The sequence below is a fragment of the Xenorhabdus sp. KK7.4 genome, from assembly GCF_963876465.1.
Taxonomy (GTDB): Bacteria; Pseudomonadota; Gammaproteobacteria; order Enterobacterales; family Enterobacteriaceae; genus Xenorhabdus; species Xenorhabdus stockiae.
In genome coordinates, this window is the sequence record NZ_CAWNQF010000073.1 from 1 (window position 1) to 21739 (window position 21739).

Here is a 21739-nt window from a genome sequence, read left to right on the forward strand (position 1 = left end):
CGTAGATAGGCTGGGTGTGTAAGCGTTGCGAGACGTTGAGCTAACCAGTACTAATGAACCGTGCGGCTTAACCTGACAACACCGAAGGTGTTTTGCGGGGATTGAGAGTAAAGACGCAGTTTCAGAGAAAAAGGACCCAGTAAAGACGGTCACAGCTTGTTCGAGATAACAAACCGAATTTGTCTGGCGGCAATAGCGCGGTGGTCCCACCTGACCCCATGCCGAACTCAGCAGTGAAACGCCGTAGCGCCGATGGTAGTGTGGGGTCTCCCCATGTGAGAGTAGGACACTGCCAGACATCAATTTAGACGTGTTGCCAGCCCAAAAGGCAGCATGAAGCAGCATTCGGTGGTGCGGTAGTTCAGTTGGTTAGAATACCGGCCTGTCACGCCGGGGGTCGCGGGTTCGAGTCCCGTCCGCACCGCCACCGATTTAGAGAAACCTCTGAGAGAAATCTCAGGGGTTTTTTCTATTTCAGCTATTTTTATCAGTATCTGATTCGATTCTCAATCAGCACTTCTATATACTTGAGTACTGCAATATCGCCTCACCAATAACTTGCTACCAGATCTGTTACTTTTTTAATAAATGGAAAAGATTTTCTGTATAAAATCTATTCTGACATTTACTCTTACAATTCATACTTTGTTTTTAGTACTAAGGATTGCAATCAATTGTAGAGGTGTCATATTAATGAAGGCCGATGCATTAAGGTGGGTTGGGGTGCAATTTGATAAGAAATAGGTATGTGAGAAGAGCCCGTGAGAGAAAAAATCTGGCTCATAAAAATTATGCAGTAAGATATATCGCAGGGCAGCCTGTAGAGAGGGTTTTTCCTACTTCCACGCGATTACTTGAAGAAGCACTTTTGCCATGTGGAGAGCCATTTTTTGCTGATAATAATGTGTTTTCTGTTGCTATTTGGAATATCCATAAACAGCAACGCCCACGATGGCAAAGTGTTTTATCTTCCTTAATTGAAAAAAGCGATCTTATTTTACTGCAAGAAGCACAAACAACTCCTGACTTACTGAAATTCATCACAGCCAGTGGCTTGGTTGCAGATCAAGTACCTGCATTTGCTATTCCTCAACATCCATCGGGTGTGATGACATTAGCCTCTTCTTCACCCATCTATTGTTGTCCGTTAAGGGAAAAAGAGCCGATATTAAGGCTTTCTAAATCATCTCTTATTACTATGTACCCTTTAGCCGATGAACAGCAGCTGATGGTAGTGAATGTACATGCTATTAACTTCAGCCTTGGCGTTGACGTTTATAGTCGTCAGTTGGATAACATTGGTATCTATATTAAGTTACATGATGGGCCAGTGATATTTGCCGGTGATTTTAATGCGTGGAGTCGTCGGAGATTCAGAGTACTGGAGCGTTTTGCACAGCGCATGGGGCTAAAAGAAGTCTATTTTAACGACGATCATAGAACAATTGTATTTGGTAAACCCTTAGACTTTGTTTTTTATCGTGAATTAACAGTCCAGAGTGCAACCGTTTTAACAACCATTGCTTCTGATCATAATCCGCTTCTTGTCCGATTTTCGTTATAAGTTACGAAAATCTTCAATTAAGTAAGAGTGGTGAAAGGTAAAAAAGAGCAAAACGCCGGAAATTGCTCCGGCGTTTTTAGAGACCAATTTTATTGGCTAGCACGATGAGATGTGGCAAGTTTTTTCTTTATGCTGAAAAAATAGGCAATGGTTAGGATAATCACCCAGCCAGCGCCAATGTATAAAGCATCTCTCGTTTGCTCAAAATACCCGAGTAGCAGGATAATTGCACTCATAAAAACAATCGTAATTATGGGAGCAATGGGCCACATTGGTACCGGAAATTTCAAGGTTCTGATCTCTTCTGCACTCATTTTACGACGCATAGCCACATGAGAAAGCAGAATCATCAACCACACCCAGACAGTGGCAAATGTGGCGACAGATGCAATAAGAATAAAAATATTGCCGGGAAGCAGCCAATTGAGCATGACACCGAGCAGAAGAACCACAATCATGACCAGAACAGTCATCCATGGAACTCCATTTCGGGTCAGCTTTTTAAACGCCTCAGGTGCTTGTCCTTCCTGAGCCATGCCATACATCATTCGTCCGGCACCAAAAATATCGCTATTGATGGCTGAAATGGCAGCAGTAATAACAACAACATTCAGAACATGCGCAGCTGCACTGATTTTCAGATCAGAAAAAATCTGTACAAATGGGCTTCCATTCTGACCAATTTGATCCCACGGATAGATACACATTAGGATACATAAAGTCAGGACATAGAAGATTAAAATACGGAAGGGAACAGCATTAATCGCTTTAGGGATTGTTTTTGCCGGATCTTTCGCTTCACTGGCAGTAATCCCAATGACTTCTATTCCGCCGAAAGCAAACATCACAATCGCCATTGAAGCAACCACTCCGCTGATGCCATTCGGCATAAAGCCGCCATGTTCCCATAAATTAGCGATCCCGGTGGCATGCTCTGTTGTCTGACCAAAACCAAAGATCATAATTGCAAGACCGCCAATGATCATGGCAATAATGGCAGTGACCTTAACGATAGAAAGCCAGAACTCCATTTCACCGAAAATCTTCACATGGCATAAATTCAGCGCACCAATAAAACAGACGATACTCAGAACCCAAATCCATTGATCAACATCGGGAAACCAAAATTTCATGTACAAGCCGAATGCAGTGATATCAGCGAGGCAAACAAACAGCATTTCAAGAACATAGAGCCAACCCGTCAGGAAACCGGCTAATGGGCCCAGATAATGGCTGGCATACTGCGAAAAAGAACCGGAAACAGGATGGTGAACGGCCATTTCGCCGAGTGCTCTCATCACCATAAATACGGCAGCACCGCCAATTAAATATGCCAGCAATACAGCCGGTCCTGCTTGTTGTATTGCAGCTGCTGAGCCATAAAACAGCCCTGTGCCTATCGCAGAGCCTAAAGCCATGAAGCGGATATGCCTCACACTCAGACCCTGTTTAAGCTGATTTTCATTGTCTTGCATTCGTTAATCCCATCTATCTTTCATGCCAGAGAGTATTTTCAGGCATACAATGCTATTTCAGGCATATGCTATTTCAGGTATACAATGCCCTGTCTGGTGTCAGATACCAGCAAAAGCAACCTCGTACGATACCATAAAGATGGATGTCCGCGGGATAGATATCTGTAATAATAACGGGCAGTTTATTAAAACCAGAGTTTTTTTATGATTTACCCAATAAATGAGATGTTTCAGACTTTGCAGGGAGAAGGTGTGTTTACCGGAGTTCCTGCTGTTTTCATACGGTTACAGGGATGTCCGGTAGGGTGCAGCTGGTGTGATACCAAGCATACTTGGGAAAAAGAAGCTGATAAGCAGCAGGCGATGGAGAACATCCTGGTCAAATCGCAGGATAGCGATACCTGGGGCGCTGCCACACCAGAGCAAATCATTAATTTGTTCACGCGTCAGGGATATACCGCTCGTCATATCGTAATTACGGGTGGAGAGCCGTGTTTGTATGATTTACGTCCCCTGACGGAAGCACTGGAAAATGCAGGCTATCAGTGCCAGATAGAAACGAGTGGTACACACGCGATCCACTGTACGGACAAAACTTGGGTAACCGTCTCACCAAAAGTGAAAATGCGGGGCGGATACAAAGTATTGCCTGAAGCGATGAACCGCGCGAATGAAATTAAGCACCCTGTCGGGCGTGAGCGCGATATTGAATCATTGGATGATCTATTGACTATGCTTGATGAAAATAACAGACCGGTTATTGCCTTACAGCCTATCAGTCAGAAAGAAGAAGCAACCCGCTTATGTATTGAAACCTGCATTGCCCGTAACTGGCGTTTCTCGATGCAGACACACAAATACTTAAATATCGCCTGATGTGCGTTCGCGCTTGTTTATTGTGCATTCAGCACCAAAATTTGGTGCTGAATGTCTTACTTTCCACGATAGATACAACCGGCGCTACAGGTTTCTTTAACCATAACGGCGCTGAGCTGTGGCAAAGCAGGTTGTAACTCTCTCCAAATCCATTGAGCCAGTACTTCGCTGGTTGGGTTTTCCAGACCGGGGATCTCATTGAGATAATTGTGGTCCAGCCGCTCCCAAATTGGCTTGAAGATGGCTTTCACATCGGCAAAGTCCATGAGCCATCCGCTATGAGGATCAATCTCACCGGTGATTTCCAGACGAACCATAAATGAATGCCCATGCAAGCGACCACATTTATGTCCTTCAGGAACATGTGGCAGGCGATGCGCCGCTTCAAATTGAAAATCTTTAAAGATGGTAGTGCTCATAATACTTTTTCCTGAATTCAAAAGGCCGGCTATTCTACCTGAACTTTCGCGCCTAACGTGATTTTTCTGTAGAAATAAAATCCAGCGTTTAACAACTTTATCGATATATTAAATCTGTAAATAAAGTTAGGTAATTTAGTTATTAGATATTGCTAACCTTTCTTTAAGTCCGACGCCTGTTCTGGGATAACCTTATGATTACTCCATGTTTGTGACTGTTAATCATGGGTATTGGCTATAGCAAAGGGCACTGGATAATGACTGCAAAACCACCTTCAACTGCATTACTACCTGTATCTCAGGAACAATTGTCACGCCTGCAATCAGAGGTTAGTGATTTTTCTGGGCACCAACTGGCTTGGTTATCAGGCTATTTTTGGGGAATGTTGAATTCTCAACCGCAAACCAACACGGTAGCATCAGTGTCAGGCATGCCTGAACCTGAACAGGAAATTGTGACACTGATTTCGGCCTCTCAGACGGGTAATGCAAGGCGTCTGGCAGAACAGCTCAGAGACGCTTTACTGGCGCAGAATTTGAGTGTGAATTTAGTTAATGCTGGTGATTATAAATTCAAACAGATCGCAAAAGAGCGCGTCTTGATTATTATTGCTTCAACGCAGGGTGAAGGTGAACCTGCCGAAGAAGCTGTAGCACTACATAAATATCTGCATTCCAAAAAAGCAGCTTCGATGAAAGAGACTGCTTATGCTGTATTTAGTTTAGGAGATACCTCCTATGAACACTTTTGCCAGTCCGGTAAAGATTTTGACCGCCGCCTGAGTGAGTTAGGTGCGCAGCGATTACTGGATCGCGTTGATGCTGATGTGGAATATCGGGATATTGCTACGCAATGGTGTCAACAACTGACCGATATTCTGAAACAACGCTTACCAACTCCGGCAAATACTGCAATAGCCACAACAAAGGCAGCAGTGGCCGCTGGTACAGCTCTCTCCAGTCCTTATACCAAAGAAGCGCCGTTGACTGCTTCTCTACTGGTTAACCAGAAAATTACCGGACGCACATCTGATAAAGATGTCCGCCACATTGAAATTGATCTGGGGGATTCGGGTTTGCGTTATCAGCCCGGTGATTCATTGGGGGTTTGGTTTGAAAACGATCCGGTATTGGTTGATGAGTTGATAGGTTTGCTTCATCTGGAAGGAACTGAAACTGTCACAGTACATGGAAAGTCACTTGCTTTGCGTGAGGCTTTGACCAGCCATCTTGAACTGACACAAAACACGGGTGTTATTGTTGAAAAGTATGCGGCTCTGACGAAAGATGAAAGTTTGCTTGCTTTGTGTTCTGAGAAATCAACGCTGCAACAATATGCCCAAAAAACGCCTATTGTGGATATGGTCAGGCAGGCAGCTCAGCAACCTGAAGCTCAGCAATTTATCGATATGTTACGTCCATTAACTCCACGCCTATACTCCATTGCCTCTTCTCAGGATGAAGTCGAAAATGAAGTACACATTACCGTTGGTGTTGTTCGTTATGACATAGATGGTCGTGCCCGTACCGGTGGAGCATCAGGTTATCTGGCTGATAGGTTACAGGAAGATGACAACATCCGTGTCTTTATTGAGCATAACGATAACTTCCGCTTACCCGTCGATCCACAAACCCCGATGATCATGATTGGCCCCGGTACCGGAGTGGCTCCATTCCGGGCATTCCTGCAACAACGGGATAATCAGGGCGCTGAAGGTAAAAACTGGCTGTTCTTTGGCAACCCTCATTTTGTAGAAGATTTTCTGTATCAGGTGGAATTTCAGCGTTATGTCAAAGAGGGGTTACTTACCCGTATTGATTTGGCATGGTCGCGGGATCAACAGCATAAAGTGTATGTGCAGGATAGGCTGCGTGAGCAGGGCGAGGAAATCTGGCGCTGGATTAGTGAGGGAGCACATTTATACATCTGTGGAGATGCCAATCGTATGGCAAAAGATGTAGAGCAGGCATTGCTGGATATCATTTCACAACAGGGTGGGATGGATGCAGAGCAGGCCGATGAATTCCTAAGTGAACTGCGCCTCGAACATCGTTATCAGAGAGATGTTTACTAGCAAAAATAACGAAAAAACTATAAGTATAAAAACCAACGGGCAATGAAAACGATCATGAAAACAATGAGCAATGAAAAACAAGGTCCTTTGATTGTTGAAGGTAAACTCGCTGACAGTGAACGTATGAAGTCAGAAAGCAACTATTTACGCGGGACGATCAGCGAAGATTTAAAAAACGGGCTGACAGGCGGGTTTGAAGGCGATAATTTTCTCCTCATCCGTTTCCACGGTATGTATCAACAGGATGATCGTGATATCAGAGCTGAGCGTGCGGAACAGAAACTTGAACCTCGCCATGCCATGATGTTGCGCTGCCGCCTGCCGGGAGGAATTATTACTCCCCGCCAATGGCTGGGCATTGATCGGTTTGCGACAGAGAGCACGCTGTATGGCAGTATTCGGTTGACTAACCGGCAGACATTCCAGTTTCACGGCATCCTGAAAAACAACGTCAAACCGGCGCATCAATTACTGGCTCAAATGGGATTGGATTCACTGGCAACCGCCAATGATGTTAACCGTAATGTACTGTGTACCTCTAATCCAGTGCAGTCGGCTTTGCATCAGCAGGCTTATGAATGGGCGAAGAAAATATCCGAACACCTCCTGCCACGTACCAACGCGTACGCTGAGATCTGGCTGGATAAAGAAAAAATCGCTACAACCGACGAAGAGCCGATCCTCGGTAAAACGTATCTACCACGTAAATTTAAAACATCAGTTGTGATCCCACCACAAAATGATGTTGATCTGCATGCCAATGATATGAACTTCGTTGCTATTGCAGAGAATGATCAGTTGATCGGTTTTAACGTGCTGGTGGGTGGCGGATTAGCCATGACTCACGGCGATAAGAACACTTTCCCACGCCTGGCAAGTGAATTTGGCTATATCCCACTAGAGCATACACTGGCAATTGCTGAGTCCATTGTGACAACACAGCGTGACTGGGGTAACCGAACTGAACGCAAAAATGCTAAAACCAAATATACCCTTGAGCGTGTCGGCGTTGAAACTTTCAGGCAGGAAGTTGAAAAACGTGCAGGTGTGAAATTTGAGCCAGTCCGCCCTTATGAATTTACCGGACGGGGCGATCAGATTGGTTGGTTAAAAGGTATTGATGATCAATGGCATTTGACCCTGTTTATTGAAAATGGGCGCTTGCTGGATTATCCGGACAAACCACTAAAAACCGGTGTGGCAGAAATTGCCCGAATTCACAAAGGCGATTTTCGTCTTACCGCAAATCAGAACCTGATAGTAGCGGGAGTGGCGGAAAGTGAAAAAGCGCGTATTGAATCCATTGCCCGCGCGCATGGTCTTATTGATGATGGCGTGACCTCACTGCGTCACCATTCCATGGCGTGTGTTTCATTTCCGACTTGCCCATTAGCGATGGCAGAAGCGGAACGTTTCCTGCCAACCTTTGTTGATCATGTCGATGCGTTAATGGCAAAATACGGCGTTAGCCACGAACATATCGTTCTGCGTGTTACAGGTTGCCCCAATGGATGTGGCCGGGCGATGCTGGCAGAAATCGGGCTTGTGGGCAAAGCGCCTGATCGCTATAACTTGCATCTTGGTGGAAATCGCAATGGTAGCCGAATTCCTCGTATGTATCAGGAAAATATCACCTCCGCTGAGATCCTGACTATTCTGGATGAACTTATTGGTCGCTGGGCTACAGAGCGTAATGAAAATGAAGACTTTGGCGATTTCCTGATCCGAACTGACATTGTCAAACCTGTATTGAACTCCGCTATCGACTTTTACGACTGGCAGGAAGCAGTATGAGCCAGCCACATTTAGCTGAGTTACTAGCTTTGTCCCCTGAGCAGCGCACGGAAGCGCTCACTGAGACAAACCAACAACTGGAGTTACTGGATTCCCGTCAACGCGTCATATGGGCACTGGAACATCTGCCCGGTGAGTTTGTCCTTTCATCCAGTTTTGGTATTCAGGCGGCAGTCTGCCTGCATCTGGTCACGCAGGAATACCCTGATATTCCTGTTATCCTGACGGATACTGGCTACCTATTCCCAGAAACTTATCAGTTCATCGATAAACTGGCTGATAAACTAAACCTGAACCTGAAAATATTTCGTGCAGAACAAAGCTCGACTTGGCAGGAAGCGCGTTATGGCAAACTATGGGAACAGGGAGTAGACGGGATTGAACGTTATAACCAGATTAATAAAGTTGAGCCGATGAACCGTGCGCTGAAAACATTGGATGCGCAGACATGGTTCGCAGGATTACGTCGTCAGCAATCGGAAAGCCGAGCTAATTTACCAGTGTTGGCAGTGCAGCGTGGTGTTTACAAGATACTGCCGATTATCGACTGGGACAATCGCAAGGTACATCAATACCTGACAGAGCATGGTCTTGAATATCATCCTTTATGGGATCAAGGCTACCTTTCTGTAGGGGATACTCATACTACACAAAAATGGGAACCGGGTATGAGTGAAGAACAAACCCGCTTTTTTGGCCTGAAGCGGGAATGTGGCTTGCATGAAGGCTGAGTTCCTTTTGAACTTTTGGAATGGCCGAATTATTCGGCCATTCTTAAACCCAAAGATTCAGTTATAGCTAAAATCAGTTATCACAATGCCCTTCTTTAGCAAGGTGCATGTCCATCTCCATCTTAGATTCTTCTTGCTCCTTTGTTCAATATACTCAAACTGGCGTCTTAAAGTTAAATTAGTACACTCCAAATTTAGCTGGTGTGAGTATAGATGCCACTATTCCCTTGGAATAATAGAAAGCTATAATAACAATGATGGAAGGCCTGATTAATTAAATCATCATCTGAAAAAGGTATAGAAGAAACTACAAAGGTACCCCGAATTTGTGTGTGTACCATAATATTCCGAAGTATTTCTTTGTATAATCTACCCAGTCATTATCTTCAGCGTTTGTGGACTTCTCTTTGATAGACATACCACCAACCGGATCACCATGAAAAATAAACAACGGATACATGTCCTGTGTTACACACCACCCTATCCATGGTATAGGGTTCTCAAATATAGCTTTTTTATCTTGGCAATATTTTTCCAAATATTGAAAAACATCAGTGTCAGTATGAAGTGTTACAATAGCTCCTGCACTTACCATTGAGCTTGGTCTCTCTGAGTATTTACTTTCAACAGCACTTACAATCCCATTTACAGGAGGTGTTCCTACTCTCAATCTACCATTAACACAACCAACCAATAAACAAGAAACTAAAAAAGTGATTAATAGTGACTTCATCTTTCTCTCTTATTATATTCAGACCATAGATAAGGATAAAATTCTTTTGAAAATGTTGTCCATTCATTATCAGAAACAAAATTTTGTTTTTCAAATATTCCCATCGTTCCCAATTTTGCATCTATATCTGTTCTACTTATAATAAATAAAGGAATTTTATCCTTTGTTATACACCATCCTGAGTATATAGTGTATTGTTCAAAATTTGCATTTTTATTTTTACAATACTCTTTAATTCTATTAAATAATATTGGCTTAACATGGAGGTCTACACTTTTAATGAATTTAAATCGATGTGTAGAATATTGTGGGTACTCTGATTCTAAAAAACTTATAACTCCATTATCCAATGGTTCTCCTTGTTTGAAAGTTACGCATCCAGATAACAAAAACATTACAAAAATTGAGGTTATTATTGGGCGCATTGCATATTTCTCTTAAAATAATTAATTTTTTCCATTGAAGATTCCTTTTGTGATAACTATTTTTTAATAAATTCAGTTTGAATTTACCAAGTTGATTTGGATTTTATTTTATCTTGCCTATGATTTTTTTCAAGTTATAGTTGCTGTTAATAAACGGATTCTTAGCATATTATTGTTAAAAATAACTTTTGTTTACCTATATTAGGTGGTAAGGGAATGGAATTATATGTGTCATATATAGCCACCTCCGTTAATAGATTGAATGGTAAGTAATAAAACTTAGCAATCCATACATTTAATAAATGAGAATATGATCAAGAAAAAATTTAGTGAAATAGATTATTCTATTATTTTCCATAAATAATGGATAATGCATACAGACTCACTAAATTTTAATCGACAACATGAAAAGTGTAGCCTTAAGATAAATATTCGGAATAATATGAATAAAAATATTGATATTGGATGTGTTAAATTATTATGGTTATATATACTATGCCAATTTCTAATTGGATGTGATAACTCCAATGCGAATTTTGATAATAGTGAACCATCTGAAATTCAGATAATTAAGGGCATACAAAACCACTTTGATTTGAATGCAATTGACAACAGAGTTCAAGAAATGCAACTTTTTTTGAATTCAGTAAAAAAATTAGATGATTGTGAATGGCTTGAAACAGAAGCTACTAAAATACGTTGTCCTGTAGACATAATTGTTAGTATGCAACTCAGCTCCAGAACCATCTCAAGACAATTTAAAATTAGACATAAAGTGCATCTTAGAGAAGATAATGGAAAATTAATTGTGGATGAAAAATTAAAAACAAAAATACGTCAAATGATAATCACTAATGGAGTTAATGCTAAGATGTAAACATATGGAAGATAATTGGTCTAATATATAATTTGCTTTTATGACAATTGATAAAAATAATGTTAAGGAAATGATGATTATGGAATCGATTAATTTATTTGGTCTATTTTTACTATGTATAGTTTTAATTGGTTGTGATAATACCAATACCAATACCAATACCAATACCAATACCAATACCAATACCAATACCAATACCAATACCAATACCAATACCAATACCAATACCAATACCAATACCAATACCAATACCAATACCAATATTCATTTTGCCGATGATGGTCCATCGGAAAGCCAAATATATGATGCTATTCAGGCTAGATTGAGTGAGTCTGAACCAAATAAGCCTATTCAAGAAGGGCCATTCTCTGTGGAGAGTGTAAAAAAAGTGGGAAATTGTAAACTATCTAAGGATGAACCCACCAAGATGCGTTGCCCTGTTGAGATGACCTTCAATAATGATCATGGGCTAAATTCAGGGTCCAAACAAGGCTCATTTAAACGATTTAATTCTACTTTTAATTTTAAGGAGCAGATTGTTAGCCTAAAAATGTATATTTGGCAGGAAAATGGGAATTGGGTTGCGGATGATCAATTAAGATCACGAATACAAGCAGATACTTTGCTTAGCAAGGCTGGTGTTCGGGTTAGATACGCGGAAGATGTGGAACCTAATATCAGTACTCATTTTGATGATGGTGGTCCATCGGAAAGTCAGATATATAATGCTATCCAAGATCTTTATGATAAAACTGAATCAGATGGTGAAACTGAGAAAGAAGCATTTTTTTTGGGATCAGTAAAGAAAATAGGAAATTGTACACCCGTTGCGACTGAGCCGACTAAGATGAATTGTCCAGTGGATGTCACCGCAGGATGGCAAGGCGGAGCAAATTCTATTCCTCAAAAGTATACGTTTAATCAATATATATCTATCTGGCAGGAAAATGGTAATTGGGTTGCAGATAGCCGAGTAAAATCAAGAATACAGTTGGTGATGCTTTTCAGTATCAGGAAAGGTTAGTATGGGATTATTGTTGCTCCTAGTGCCCTAGTTTCGTAAGGATCCTTGATGAAAAAATGGTGTGTTAAGAGTGGATTGTTCTTTTTAATAGATAGTTAATTCTTTTAGTGTAAATCCTCGCCCAATGTGGCGGGGTATAAAAGAAAGAAGTGGGAGCCTGAAAATAAAAAAAGTAGTCATTTCCCCCTGAATATTTATCATGTCACCATTTTATAACCCATTAAAAAACCTACCTTATACGATTCAGGAACTAATAATTACTTTTTGACATTTCATAACCCCATCACAGCCTCATATATTCATCTCTTAGATAATTATTAATAAATTAAACTCTGGATGGCTTGTCATTGTGGATTACTTACCCTTATTCGTTGAGCTGAAATCGCGTGCTGTTTTGCTGGTGGGAGGTGGCGAAGTGGCTTCCCGCAAGGTCGGCCTGTTATTGCGGGCCGGTGCGGCATTAACAGTCGTGGCTCCTGAATTACACCCTGAATTGCAACAACGCCATCAAAAAGGGGAGTTTGAGTGGCGACAGGGTACATTCTGTACGGATTATCTTGATGGTGTATTTCTGGTGCTTGCAGCGACTGACGATCATGATTTAAACCAGTCTATTTTTAGCGAAGCTAATCGTCGCGCTATTTTGGTTAATGTGGTGGATGATCAGTCACTGTGTTCAGCTATTTTCCCCTCAATTATTGATCGTTCTCCGGTTATGGTGGCGATCTCATCTGCCGGAAAATCCCCTGTATTAACACGATTGCTGCGGGAAAAGCTGGAATCGTTGTTGCCTTTTCATCTTGGTGCGATGGCAGAAATTGCCGGTCGTTGGCGTGGAAAAGTAAAACAGAGCCTGAACTCCCTGCGCCAGCGTCGTTATTTCTGGGAGAAAGCCTTTAACGGGCGTTTTGCCACGCTAGTTGCTAATGGGCAGTTACAACAGGCTGAGGAGCAATTGGCTCAACAGATTGCTGATGAACAACAAAAGAAAATCAGTAAGCAAGGTGAGTTGGTATTAGTCGGAGCAGGTCCCGGTGATCCGGGTTTGTTGACGTTAAAAGGGTTGCAGGTGATCCAGCAGGCTGATGTGGTGCTTTATGATCATCTGGTCAGCGATGAAATACTCGAATTGGTGCGCCGTGATGCTGACAAAATCTGTGTAGGAAAAAGAGCCGGCAGCCATTCTGTTGCGCAGGAAGAAACAAACGCTCTGATCGTCAAACTGGCACATCAGGGGAAAAAAGTGGTTCGCCTGAAAGGTGGGGATCCCTTTATTTTTGGTCGCGGCGGAGAGGAATTACAGATTGCCGAATCCGCGGGTATTCCTTTTCAGGTTGTACCCGGCATAACTGCCGCTGTTGGTGCTTCGGCTTATGCGGGTATTCCTCTGACACACAGGGAACACTCCCAAAGTGTCACGTTTATTACCGGGCATTGTCGCGAAAATGGCAATGAACTGGACTGGCCCGCACTGGCGCGAGGTAATCAGACACTGGCAATTTATATGGGGATCATCAAGTCAGCCCTGATAAGCCAGAAACTCATTTCACATGGGCGGGATGCCAGTACACCGGTTGCTGTTATTGGCTGTGGAACCCGCGCTGAACAGCAGGTATTGACCGGTACGCTGTCTGAACTGGAACTGCTGGCACAGGAAGCGCCATCGCCAGCGTTGCTGGTGGTGGGAGAGGTTGCTCAGCTTCACCATCAATTAGCCTGGTTTGGGCTGAAATCGGTTGATCATCAAAATCCGGCAGAACACACAGAATCTACTGAGCCGGCAAATCGCCCTGCTGTTGCTGATTTAGCCTAAAGAACTATTTATGGAAGAACTATTAATGGGGGAGCATTAATGGACAACAAAAGACTGACTCATTTGCAGCAACTTGAAGCAGAAAGTATTCATATTATTCGTGAGGTTGCTGCCGAATTTGCTAATCCGGTAATGCTTTACTCCATTGGTAAAGATTCTTCTGTGATGCTGCATCTTGCACGTAAAGCATTTTATCCGGGAAAGCTGCCTTTCCCGCTGCTGCATGTCGATACCGGCTGGAAATTCCGGGAAATGTATGAATTTCGCGATAAAACCGCAGAAAAATATGGTTTTGAATTGCTGGTCTATCGTAATCCGCAGGGTGAAGAATTGGGTATTAACCCCTTTATTCACGGTAGTGCCAAACATACTGATGTTATGAAAACAGAAGGCCTGAAGCAGGCGCTGGATAAATACGGATTCGATGCCGCATTTGGCGGTGCCCGACGTGACGAGGAAAAATCCCGCGCTAAAGAGCGTATTTATTCTTTCCGTGATCGCTCTCATCGCTGGGATCCGAAAAATCAGCGCCCGGAACTCTGGCGTAACTATAACGGCCAGATTAATAAAGGTGAAAGTATCCGAGTATTCCCTTTATCTAACTGGACTGAGCTGGATATCTGGCAGTACATCTATTTAGAGCAGATAGATATTGTTCCTCTCTACTTTGCGAAGCCCCGCCCGATTGTTCAGCGCGATGGTACGCTGATTATGGTTGATGACAATCGTATCGATTTGAAAGCGGGTGAAGTTATCAGCCAGCGTAAAGTTCGTTTCCGGACACTCGGTTGCTGGCCTTTGACTGGTGCCGTGGAATCGGAAGCGGAAACCCTGCCGGAAATTATCGAGGAAATGCTGATATCGACAACCAGCGAGCGGCAGGGAAGGCTGATTGATAGTGATCAGTCCGGATCAATGGAGCTGAAAAAACGTCAGGGTTATTTTTGAGGCACAGCGTTATTTTTTTGAGGGGAGCATAAAAATGCCGGCACTCGCACATAATGAGATCATCGCCAACCAAATCAGAGAGCAGGGCGGTGTTGAATCCTATCTGAGAGCACAGCAGGAAAAGGGGCTACTGCGTTTTCTGACCTGTGGCAGCGTTGACGATGGTAAAAGCACATTGATCGGTCGCTTGTTACACGATACCCGTCAGATCTACGAAGATCAGCTGGCGACTTTACAAAATGACAGTAAGCGGCTGGGAACTCAGGGAGAAAAGCTGGATCTGGCGCTTTTGGTTGATGGACTTGCGGCTGAGCGGGAGCAGGGTATTACTATAGATGTTGCCTATCGTTACTTCTCCACGGAAAAACGCAAATTTATCATCGCGGATACGCCGGGGCATGAACAATATACCCGTAATATGGCAACAGGGGCATCAACCAGTGATCTCTCTATACTTCTGATCGATGCGCGCAAAGGTGTACAGGAACAGACTCGCCGGCATAGTTTTATCAGTACGTTGCTGGGGATCCGCTATTTGGTGGTGGCAGTAAACAAAATGGATCTGGTGGAGTACCGACAGGATATTTTCGATCAGATCAAACAGGATTATCTGGATTTTGCCAGCCAGCTGCCCACTGATCTGCAAATTTATTTTGTCCCTATCTCGGCGCTGGAAGGAGACAATATCGTCAGTCACAGTGAGAAAATGCCGTGGCACAGCGGAGCAACTTTGCTGGAGCTCCTTGAAACAGTAGATGTACAGAAAAATGCTTCAGAGCAGCCTCTACGTTTTCCGGTGCAATACGTTAATCGCCCTGATCTTGATTTTCGTGGTTATGGCGGCACATTATCATCGGGAATTTTACGTCAGGGGCAAAAAATTAAAGTGATGCCATCAGGCCGGGTTTCCACAGTAGAGAGGATCGTGACTTTTGATGGTGATTTGACTTTTGCTGTACCGGGGCAGGCTATCACTATCGTCCTGAAAGATGAAATTGATATCAGCCGTGGTGATCTGCTGGTGGCGGTTGAAAGCCAAATGACGGTAGCGCGCCATGCTCTGGTAGATGTTGTCTGGATGTCAGAAAAGCCGCTGATTCAGGGGCAAAGTCTGGATATCAAGGTAGCAGGTAAGAAGAGCCGGGCAAAAATAGATAATGTTCAGTATCAGGTCGATATCAATAATCTGACCCAGAAAGTCGCGGTTGAGCTGCCGTTAAATGCTATTGGGCTGGTGGAGTTTTCATTTGATGAACCGCTGTTGATTGATAGTTATCAGCAAAGTGCGGATACCGGTGGCATCATTTTGATCGATCGCCTGACTAACGTTACCGTTGGTGCGGGGCTGGTGCGGGAAATTCAGACTGATGTCTATCAGGAGCCGCATGAATACAGTGAGTTTGAACTGGAGTTCAACCGGTTAGTACGCCGCCATTTCCCACACTGGGGAGCACGTGATTTATTGGGAGGGAAGTAAGTGGTTCAGGTCAGGGAGGATTCTCCTAATATTATTTCCCATAATGCGGTCTCGCCTAATGTAGTCTGGCATTCACATTCTGTGGGCAGACAACAGCGGGAAGCTGTGAACGGGCACCCGGCTTTAGTTATCTGGTTTACCGGTTTATCCGGTTCAGGCAAATCAACACTTGCTGGGGTATTAGAACAGGCGCTGTTTTCACAGGGGATCAAAACCTACTTATTGGATGGGGATAATCTGCGCCATGGGCTGTGCAATGATTTAGGTTTTTCTGAAGCTGATAGGCAGGAGAATATCCGTCGTGTGGGAGAAGTTGCAAAACTGATGCTTGATGCCGGGCTGGTGGTATTGACGGCCTTTATTTCTCCTAATCGTGCTGAGCGACAAAAAATACGGCAATCCATGGAGCCAGAGCAATTCATTGAGGTCTTTGTCGATACGCCTCTGGAAATTTGTGAGTCCCGTGATCCGAAAGGCTTATATAAGAAAGCACGAGCCGGAGAAATCCTGAATTTTACCGGTATTGATTCAGATTATGAGGCACCAGAACATCCCGATATTCATTTAGATGGTTCACAACCCATTGAGTTACTGATGGAAGAATTACTTATTTTGCTCAACGAAAGAAATATTCTGGCTACCTGATATCCCATTTTTGTTTTCCATTCTCTGAACACATTCCCCGGACAAAGTAAAAACACATTATTGCGAGTCAGGTAATGTGTTCCTACACTCATGTCACTGCGTATTCTTTTGTGATCCATTTGTGATAGTGGCGTCATCCCCTGAGTTATGGGATGATTAGCGGGTTTTTCAGGGGGCGGAAATGGGTAAACTAACGCTACTATTACTGGTTTTACTTGGCTGGTTACAGTATTCGCTGTGGATCGGCAAAAATGGTATTCACGATTATATGCGGGTTAAGGATGAGGTTGCAAAACAAGAGAAAGACAACCTTTTTCTGAAGTCGCGTAATGACCAGCTATTTGCGGAAATTAAGGATTTGAAAGGCGGTCAGCAAGCAATTGAAGAACGTGCCCGTAATGAATTAGGTATGATTAAACCCGGTGAATCTTTTTATCGCATGGTACCGGATACAACGAAACAAAATGCACAACAGGCTTCGGGACAAAATAACGAGAAATAAAACAGTGAACAATAACTCAAATGAACTGCTCAACGCTTCACTCTCCTGCTGATATTTTTATAACTGAATTTTATGACTGAAATAGTTGCTTTAATCCCTGCTGCTGGTATCGGTAGCCGGATGAAATCGGAGTGTCCGAAACAATATCTCAGTATTGCCGAAAAAACGATTATTGAACATACACTCTCTGCACTGCTTGAACATCCCCGCATACAGCAGGCTATCATTGTGTTACACCCTGCTGACAGACAATTTAACCAATTGCCTATCGCTTCTGATCCGCGTATTACAACAGTTATCGGTGGTGATGAACGCGCTGATTCAGTATTAGCCGGGCTGAATTATCTGGCCGGGTTGTCGCCGGAATGCCCTGATTGGGTTTTGGTTCATGATGCAGCGCGCCCTTGTTTGCATCGGAATGACCTTGATAACTTACTGCAATTGCTGGATGAAAAATCGGTTTCTTCTGTGTTGAGTGCTGGGCCGTTTGATGACGAACGGTTTTGTGGGGGATTACTGGCCGCACCGGTCAGGGACACAATGAAACGTATGATGGCCGCTGCTTCGGGAAGAATAACTGACACAGCACTACAGGTGGTTGATCACACCGTTGATCGCAGTGGTCTCTGGCATGCGTTGACGCCACAGCTATTTCCGTTGCAGTTATTACGCGATTGTCTGATGAAAGCCCTTGCTGAACAGGCCTGCATTACAGATGAATCTTCTGCGCTGGAATATTGTGGCTATCATCCAGCTCTGGTCAGCGGTCGGGCGGACAATATAAAAGTAACTCAGCCTGAAGATCTGGCTCTGGCTGAGTTTTACCTATCCCGAAAATCAAAGGAACGTATCTTATGAGAATTGGTCACGGTTTTGATGTACATAAATTTGGCGGAGAAGGGCCACTGATCATTGGTGGTGTCCGCATTCCTTATGAACAGGGGCTGATTGCACACTCAGATGGTGATGTTGCCTTGCATGCTGCAACAGATGCTTTGTTGGGAGCAGCAGCATTGGGTGATATCGGGAAATTATTCCCGGATACTGACCCGGCTTTTAAGGGCGCAGATAGTCGTGAGTTGCTGAAAGAGGCTTATCGCCGCATTCGTGAAAAAGGTTATCGGATAGGTAATCTTGATATCACCATTATTGCTCAGGCACCTAAAATGTTACCTCATATTCCCCAGATGCGCGTCAATCTGGCAGAAGATCTTGAGTGCCATATGGATGATATTAACGTTAAAGCGACAACGACTGAAAAATTGGGATTTGTGGGCCGTAAAGAAGGTATTGCCTGTGAAGCGGTCGCTTTGCTGGTGAAGGAATAAGCATGATATTGAGTGAATTACACTGGCTTTATGGGCGTCCGGAAGCCACTGGCGTTGTTAAATCGATCCCGGAAGATTTTATTGTGCGGGAAGACTTAGGCTTTTCTCCTGATGGAGAAGGTGAGCACTTAATGGTGCATATCCGCAAGACAGGATGTAACACGCAGTTTGTTGCTGATAACCTTGCCCGTTTTGCCAAAATACCGGCGCGTTCTGTCAGTTATGCGGGCTTAAAAGATCGTAATGCGGTGACAGAACAGTGGTTCTGTTTGCATCTGCTGGGAAAACAGGATCCTGATCTGGCTGCATTTCAGCTTGAAGGATGTGAAATACTGGCTACTGCTCGTCAGAAACGCAAACTGCGCATTGGTACGCTAAAAGGCAATGATTTTACACTGGTATTGAGAGAAGTTTCTGATCGTCAGGTAGTAGAAAAACGTTTAGAGCAGATAGCTCAGACAGGCGTCCCTAATTATTTTGGTGAACAGCGTTTTGGGCGTGATGGGCAGAATCTGGTTCAGGCGCAACGCTGGGCAACAAATGAAATACAGGTTAAAGAGCGTAATCGCCGTAGCTTTTACCTTTCTGCCAGCCGTAGCGCTATGTTTAACGCAATTACCAGTATACGTATCGGACGAGGCGAACATCAGCAAGTACAAAATGGCGACGCATTGCAGTTGACGGGGCGTGGCAGCTGGTTTGTGGCGGATGAATCTGAACTGTCTGTATTACAGCAGCGGGTTATGGACGGTGAATTGCAGATTACGGCGTCATTACCGGGTGATAAAGCACTGGGAACGCTACATCAGGCTCTGGATTTTGAACAGCAATGTTTACAGGATTACGAATCTCTTTGGGGATTAGTGAAACGTGAACGTGTCGACAGTGCGCGCAGAGCGATGTTAGTAAAACCACTTAATCTGCACTGGGAATGGCTGGATGACCAAACGGTTACTCTTCATTTTTCTTTGCCATCGGGCAGCTTCGCTACCAGTGTTATCAGAGAGCTGATTAATCAGAAGCAAAACAATACGGCTGATATTTCCGAGTAATGGTTTTCGCCTGAGTATTACTTTAGATATTTCAAGTTGCAGCTTTGTCAGTAAGCTGCAACTTGAAAGTCGATGGGAGAGTACTACTGTGCGGTATATCCACCATCGACAAGTAATGTCGTTCCGGTAATAAATGATGCATCATCACTTGCTAAGAATAATACGGCTTTCGCCACCTCTTCTGGTTTTCCTAAACGTCCCAGTGGATGAAGAGAAATAAGCTGCTCTTTTAGTTCTTCGGGGATCTGGCTTAATAGCGGAGTGTTGATATAGCCGGGGCAGACTGTATTCACCCTGATATTATTTTTGGCATAGTCAATCGCTAAAGTCTGGCTTAATAACTTAACGCCGCCTTTAGAGGCTGTATAAGCTGTAATGGCTTCGCGGCTGACAAAGCTGTGGATCGAACCACAGTTGACGATCACCCCACCTGATTTTTGTTTAATCATTTCATGGATAACAAATTTATCACATAGAAAAACCCCGGTCAGATTCACATCGATAGTTTTCTGCCAGCTGGCAACCGTCAGTTTATCTGCACTGTTATCGGCGGCTATCCCTGCATTGGCAAATAAAACATCGATACGTTTAAATTTTTCAACTGTTTTCGAGACCATATACTTAATGCTCTCTTCGCTTGTGACGTCAGTTTTAATAAAAATACTTTCATTGCCTTTTGTATTAAGTTCCTCGGCAACTTTTTTCCCATGATCTGAGAAATCGGCAATCACAACATGAGCACCTTCGGCAGAAAATGCTTTTGCTGTTGCTTCACCAATTCCACTTGCTCCGCCTGTAATAATCACCACGCTATTTTGGAATCTCATATAAGCCTCTGTTATTTCTATTTAATGTAGATAATAACTCTAAAGTGGTATTAACTATTCTAGGATAATATAATTACGTCAGTGAAAATTATTTTCAGAGATAATATAGATATTATTTTTACGAGAGGATTGTTTAAATTATCTGAAAGTTGATCTGGTTATTGCAATTGAAGTTTTCTATATTAATTTTTGGAGTGTATTTCACATAATTAATTGAAATTTGTGGGATGTATTATTATTTCATACTCAACGGAATAAAGTGGATTTTGTCTAATCTAGTTAGTGTTGGTTTCAAATGAAAATGCTTTTTTGAATTAATAACCTTTATATTGCTCTGATTAATGGAAGATAATTTAATGTATTCATCAAAAATATCCTCATCGGAAAATACTCTTTGCCAAGATAAATCTATTTCTCAGGAAAAAACGACTCATCCGCAAAAAGCGGTTTTTCACATATTATGTGGAAAAATTGCTTCGGGAAAATCGACCCTATCTGCACAGTTATCTCAGCAACCAATGACAATTGTTATGAATGAAGATTATTGGCTCTCAACACTTTATGGTAGTGAAATAAAAACTGTGGCCGATTATGTGTGCTATTCGGAAAAGCTCAGAAATGCGATGGAGCCTCATTTAATCTCTTTATTGAATGCCGGGATTTCTGTCATTCTTGATTTTCCTGCTAATACGATTGAAAACCGGAAATGGATGAAGAAAATCATTGAGGCAACAGAGGTCGAGAACTACCTTCATTTTCTTGATGTGCCTGATAGTGTTTGTCTGGCTCGCCTACATCTGCGCAATCAGTCTGGAGAGCACCAATTTTCGGTGACAGACGAGCAATTTGCGGCCATCACCCGTGCTTTTGTCGCTCCTCAGGAAGAGGAAGGGTTTAATATCGTGCTACATGGTAATAAAGAGATAAATCTCTGAACAAAAAGTGAGTGCAACCAACAAAGGTACAACTTAAAAGATGCAGACTATAAGTATGCTCTTATTTAAGTAAACGGGATGCAAAGCGCTCTACAAAACTGCTTGCGTCATGCTAAGATCAAACGATTTTCTGACAAACCCTGATGTTGTTTAAGCAGAGATCTTTAAGACGCGAGCAGAATAGCACATAGGGAAAGTTACTGTATTAATCTATGTTTT

The 21739-nt window shown here is 43.1% G+C and carries 22 protein-coding genes, 1 tRNA gene and 1 rRNA gene; 18 read left to right on the forward strand and 6 right to left on the reverse strand.

Annotated elements, in window-relative coordinates:
• Positions 1 to 182: 182 nt before the first annotated feature.
• The 3 genes from rrf (at position 183) to AACS90_RS11445 (ending at position 1564) form a co-directional block, all read left to right on the forward strand.
• Positions 183 to 298 (forward strand): 5S ribosomal RNA (rrf, locus tag AACS90_RS11435).
• 52 nt (positions 299 to 350) lie between these two features.
• Positions 351 to 427 (forward strand) — tRNA-Asp (locus AACS90_RS11440).
• Between the two features lie 348 nt (positions 428 to 775).
• Entirely contained in the window at positions 776 to 1564 is a 789-nt protein-coding gene (locus AACS90_RS11445; RefSeq protein WP_099122836.1) for an endonuclease/exonuclease/phosphatase family protein, read from the forward strand.
• An 89-nt stretch (positions 1565 to 1653) separates the two neighbouring features.
• On the opposite strand, the gene AACS90_RS11450 is transcribed toward AACS90_RS11445, so the two are convergent.
• A complete protein-coding gene (locus AACS90_RS11450) occupies positions 1654 to 3039 on the reverse strand; it encodes an amino acid permease (protein ID WP_099122796.1) in 1386 nt (461 codons plus the stop codon).
• A 204-nt stretch (positions 3040 to 3243) separates the two neighbouring features.
• Here AACS90_RS11450 and queE point away from each other — a divergent pair, with 204 nt between their 5' ends.
• On the forward strand, positions 3244 to 3915 hold the full coding sequence (queE, locus tag AACS90_RS11455) for a 7-carboxy-7-deazaguanine synthase QueE (protein ID WP_099122797.1): 672 nt from the start codon (positions 3244 to 3246) through the stop codon (positions 3913 to 3915).
• Between the two features lie 56 nt (positions 3916 to 3971).
• On the opposite strand, the gene queD is transcribed toward queE, so the two are convergent.
• Positions 3972 to 4334, reverse strand: a complete 363-nt coding sequence (gene queD, locus AACS90_RS11460; protein WP_099122798.1) for a 6-carboxytetrahydropterin synthase QueD — start codon at positions 4332 to 4334, stop codon at positions 3972 to 3974.
• A gap of 257 nt (positions 4335 to 4591) precedes the next feature.
• Between queD and cysJ the strand changes: the two genes are divergently transcribed.
• From cysJ to cysH, 3 genes are all read left to right on the forward strand, one after another.
• Positions 4592 to 6409 carry an NADPH-dependent assimilatory sulfite reductase flavoprotein subunit gene (cysJ, locus tag AACS90_RS11465; RefSeq protein ID WP_099122799.1) on the forward strand — a complete coding sequence of 606 codons (1818 nt, stop codon included), beginning with the start codon at positions 4592 to 4594 and terminating at the stop codon, positions 6407 to 6409.
• A gap of 63 nt (positions 6410 to 6472) precedes the next feature.
• Complete coding sequence (gene cysI, locus AACS90_RS11470) at positions 6473 to 8203, forward strand: assimilatory sulfite reductase (NADPH) hemoprotein subunit (RefSeq protein ID WP_099122837.1); 1731 nt, start codon at positions 6473 to 6475, stop codon at positions 8201 to 8203.
• Positions 8200 to 8934, forward strand: a complete 735-nt coding sequence (gene cysH, locus AACS90_RS11475; RefSeq protein ID WP_099122800.1) for a phosphoadenosine phosphosulfate reductase — start codon at positions 8200 to 8202, stop codon at positions 8932 to 8934. Before cysI ends, cysH begins: the two co-directional genes overlap by 4 nt.
• A gap of 307 nt (positions 8935 to 9241) precedes the next feature.
• Here the strand turns inward: cysH and AACS90_RS11480 are convergent, their stop codons facing one another.
• Both AACS90_RS11480 and AACS90_RS11485 read right to left on the reverse strand, forming a co-directional pair.
• Entirely contained in the window at positions 9242 to 9667 is a 426-nt protein-coding gene (locus AACS90_RS11480; protein ID WP_099122801.1) for a hypothetical protein, read from the reverse strand.
• A complete protein-coding gene (locus AACS90_RS11485) occupies positions 9664 to 10017 on the reverse strand; it encodes a hypothetical protein (protein ID WP_099123874.1) in 354 nt (117 codons plus the stop codon). Before AACS90_RS11485 ends, AACS90_RS11480 begins: the two co-directional genes overlap by 4 nt.
• Positions 10018 to 10534: 517 nt before the next feature.
• On the opposite strand from AACS90_RS11485, the gene AACS90_RS11490 reads away from it, so the two are divergent.
• Positions 10535 to 10969 (forward strand): hypothetical protein, encoded by a 435-nt coding sequence (locus tag AACS90_RS11490; RefSeq protein WP_099122803.1) that lies wholly within the window; start codon positions 10535 to 10537, stop codon positions 10967 to 10969.
• A gap of 124 nt (positions 10970 to 11093) precedes the next feature.
• Here AACS90_RS11490 and AACS90_RS11495 read toward each other — a convergent pair whose 3' ends face one another.
• Positions 11094 to 11267, reverse strand: a complete 174-nt coding sequence (locus AACS90_RS11495) for a hypothetical protein (RefSeq protein WP_169926574.1) — start codon at positions 11265 to 11267, stop codon at positions 11094 to 11096.
• A 24-nt stretch (positions 11268 to 11291) separates the two neighbouring features.
• Between AACS90_RS11495 and AACS90_RS11500 the strand changes: the two genes are divergently transcribed.
• The 9 genes from AACS90_RS11500 to truD all read left to right on the forward strand — a co-directional run bounded on the left by AACS90_RS11500 (position 11292) and on the right by truD (position 19758).
• The gene (locus AACS90_RS11500) at positions 11292 to 11993 is read left to right on the forward strand and encodes a hypothetical protein (protein WP_193757248.1); all 702 of its coding nucleotides are present in this window, start codon (positions 11292 to 11294) and stop codon (positions 11991 to 11993) included.
• 349 nt (positions 11994 to 12342) lie between these two features.
• On the forward strand, positions 12343 to 13806 hold the full coding sequence (gene cysG / locus AACS90_RS11505; RefSeq protein WP_099122805.1) for a siroheme synthase CysG: 1464 nt from the start codon (positions 12343 to 12345) through the stop codon (positions 13804 to 13806).
• A 21-nt stretch (positions 13807 to 13827) separates the two neighbouring features.
• A complete protein-coding gene (cysD, locus tag AACS90_RS11510) occupies positions 13828 to 14754 on the forward strand; it encodes a sulfate adenylyltransferase subunit CysD (RefSeq protein ID WP_256376544.1) in 927 nt (308 codons plus the stop codon).
• A 34-nt stretch (positions 14755 to 14788) separates the two neighbouring features.
• Positions 14789 to 16231 (forward strand): sulfate adenylyltransferase subunit CysN, encoded by a 1443-nt coding sequence (cysN, locus tag AACS90_RS11515; RefSeq protein WP_099122807.1) that lies wholly within the window; start codon positions 14789 to 14791, stop codon positions 16229 to 16231.
• Positions 16232 to 16876 carry an adenylyl-sulfate kinase gene (gene cysC / locus AACS90_RS11520; RefSeq protein WP_099122808.1) on the forward strand — a complete coding sequence of 215 codons (645 nt, stop codon included), beginning with the start codon at positions 16232 to 16234 and terminating at the stop codon, positions 16874 to 16876.
• A 181-nt stretch (positions 16877 to 17057) separates the two neighbouring features.
• Complete coding sequence (gene ftsB / locus AACS90_RS11525; protein ID WP_099111070.1) at positions 17058 to 17378, forward strand: cell division protein FtsB; 321 nt, start codon at positions 17058 to 17060, stop codon at positions 17376 to 17378.
• Between the two features lie 72 nt (positions 17379 to 17450).
• Complete coding sequence (ispD, locus tag AACS90_RS11530; RefSeq protein ID WP_099122809.1) at positions 17451 to 18236, forward strand: 2-C-methyl-D-erythritol 4-phosphate cytidylyltransferase; 786 nt, start codon at positions 17451 to 17453, stop codon at positions 18234 to 18236.
• The gene (gene ispF, locus AACS90_RS11535; protein WP_086955344.1) at positions 18233 to 18706 is read left to right on the forward strand and encodes a 2-C-methyl-D-erythritol 2,4-cyclodiphosphate synthase; all 474 of its coding nucleotides are present in this window, start codon (positions 18233 to 18235) and stop codon (positions 18704 to 18706) included. Before ispD ends, ispF begins: the two co-directional genes overlap by 4 nt.
• Positions 18707 to 18708: 2 nt before the next feature.
• The gene (gene truD, locus AACS90_RS11540; protein ID WP_099122810.1) at positions 18709 to 19758 is read left to right on the forward strand and encodes a tRNA pseudouridine(13) synthase TruD; all 1050 of its coding nucleotides are present in this window, start codon (positions 18709 to 18711) and stop codon (positions 19756 to 19758) included.
• An 83-nt stretch (positions 19759 to 19841) separates the two neighbouring features.
• Here the strand turns inward: truD and AACS90_RS11545 are convergent, their stop codons facing one another.
• Positions 19842 to 20585 (reverse strand): SDR family NAD(P)-dependent oxidoreductase, encoded by a 744-nt coding sequence (locus AACS90_RS11545; protein WP_099122811.1) that lies wholly within the window; start codon positions 20583 to 20585, stop codon positions 19842 to 19844.
• Between the two features lie 341 nt (positions 20586 to 20926).
• Between AACS90_RS11545 and AACS90_RS11550 the strand changes: the two genes are divergently transcribed.
• Positions 20927 to 21520: an AAA family ATPase gene (locus AACS90_RS11550; protein ID WP_241538284.1), complete on the forward strand. Its 594-nt coding sequence runs from the start codon at positions 20927 to 20929 to the stop codon at positions 21518 to 21520.
• Positions 21521 to 21739 lie beyond the last annotated feature (219 nt).

Excerpts from the sequence above, each read along its gene's own strand:
- queD (WP_099122798.1), bottom strand. The coding sequence starts at position 4,334 with ATGAGCACTACCATCTTTAAAGATTTTCAATTTGAAGCGGCGCATCGC.
- cysI (WP_099122837.1), top strand. The coding sequence starts at position 6,473 with ATGAGCAATGAAAAACAAGGTCCTTTGATTGTTGAAGGTAAACTCGCT.
- AACS90_RS11550 (WP_241538284.1), top strand. The coding sequence starts at position 20,927 with ATGGAAGATAATTTAATGTATTCATCAAAAATATCCTCATCGGAAAAT.
- AACS90_RS11490 (WP_099122803.1), top strand. The coding sequence starts at position 10,535 with ATGAATAAAAATATTGATATTGGATGTGTTAAATTATTATGGTTATAT.
- queE (WP_099122797.1), top strand. The coding sequence starts at position 3,244 with ATGATTTACCCAATAAATGAGATGTTTCAGACTTTGCAGGGAGAAGGT.
- cysN (WP_099122807.1), top strand. The coding sequence starts at position 14,789 with ATGCCGGCACTCGCACATAATGAGATCATCGCCAACCAAATCAGAGAG.
- AACS90_RS11480 (WP_099122801.1), bottom strand. The coding sequence starts at position 9,667 with ATGAAGTCACTATTAATCACTTTTTTAGTTTCTTGTTTATTGGTTGGT.
- cysJ (WP_099122799.1), top strand. The coding sequence starts at position 4,592 with ATGACTGCAAAACCACCTTCAACTGCATTACTACCTGTATCTCAGGAA.
- ispF (WP_086955344.1), top strand. The coding sequence starts at position 18,233 with ATGAGAATTGGTCACGGTTTTGATGTACATAAATTTGGCGGAGAAGGG.
- cysH (WP_099122800.1), top strand. The coding sequence starts at position 8,200 with ATGAGCCAGCCACATTTAGCTGAGTTACTAGCTTTGTCCCCTGAGCAG.
- AACS90_RS11545 (WP_099122811.1), bottom strand. The coding sequence starts at position 20,585 with ATGAGATTCCAAAATAGCGTGGTGATTATTACAGGCGGAGCAAGTGGA.
- ftsB (WP_099111070.1), top strand. The coding sequence starts at position 17,058 with ATGGGTAAACTAACGCTACTATTACTGGTTTTACTTGGCTGGTTACAG.
- truD (WP_099122810.1), top strand. The coding sequence starts at position 18,709 with ATGATATTGAGTGAATTACACTGGCTTTATGGGCGTCCGGAAGCCACT.
- AACS90_RS11450 (WP_099122796.1), bottom strand. The coding sequence starts at position 3,039 with ATGCAAGACAATGAAAATCAGCTTAAACAGGGTCTGAGTGTGAGGCAT.
- ispD (WP_099122809.1), top strand. The coding sequence starts at position 17,451 with ATGACTGAAATAGTTGCTTTAATCCCTGCTGCTGGTATCGGTAGCCGG.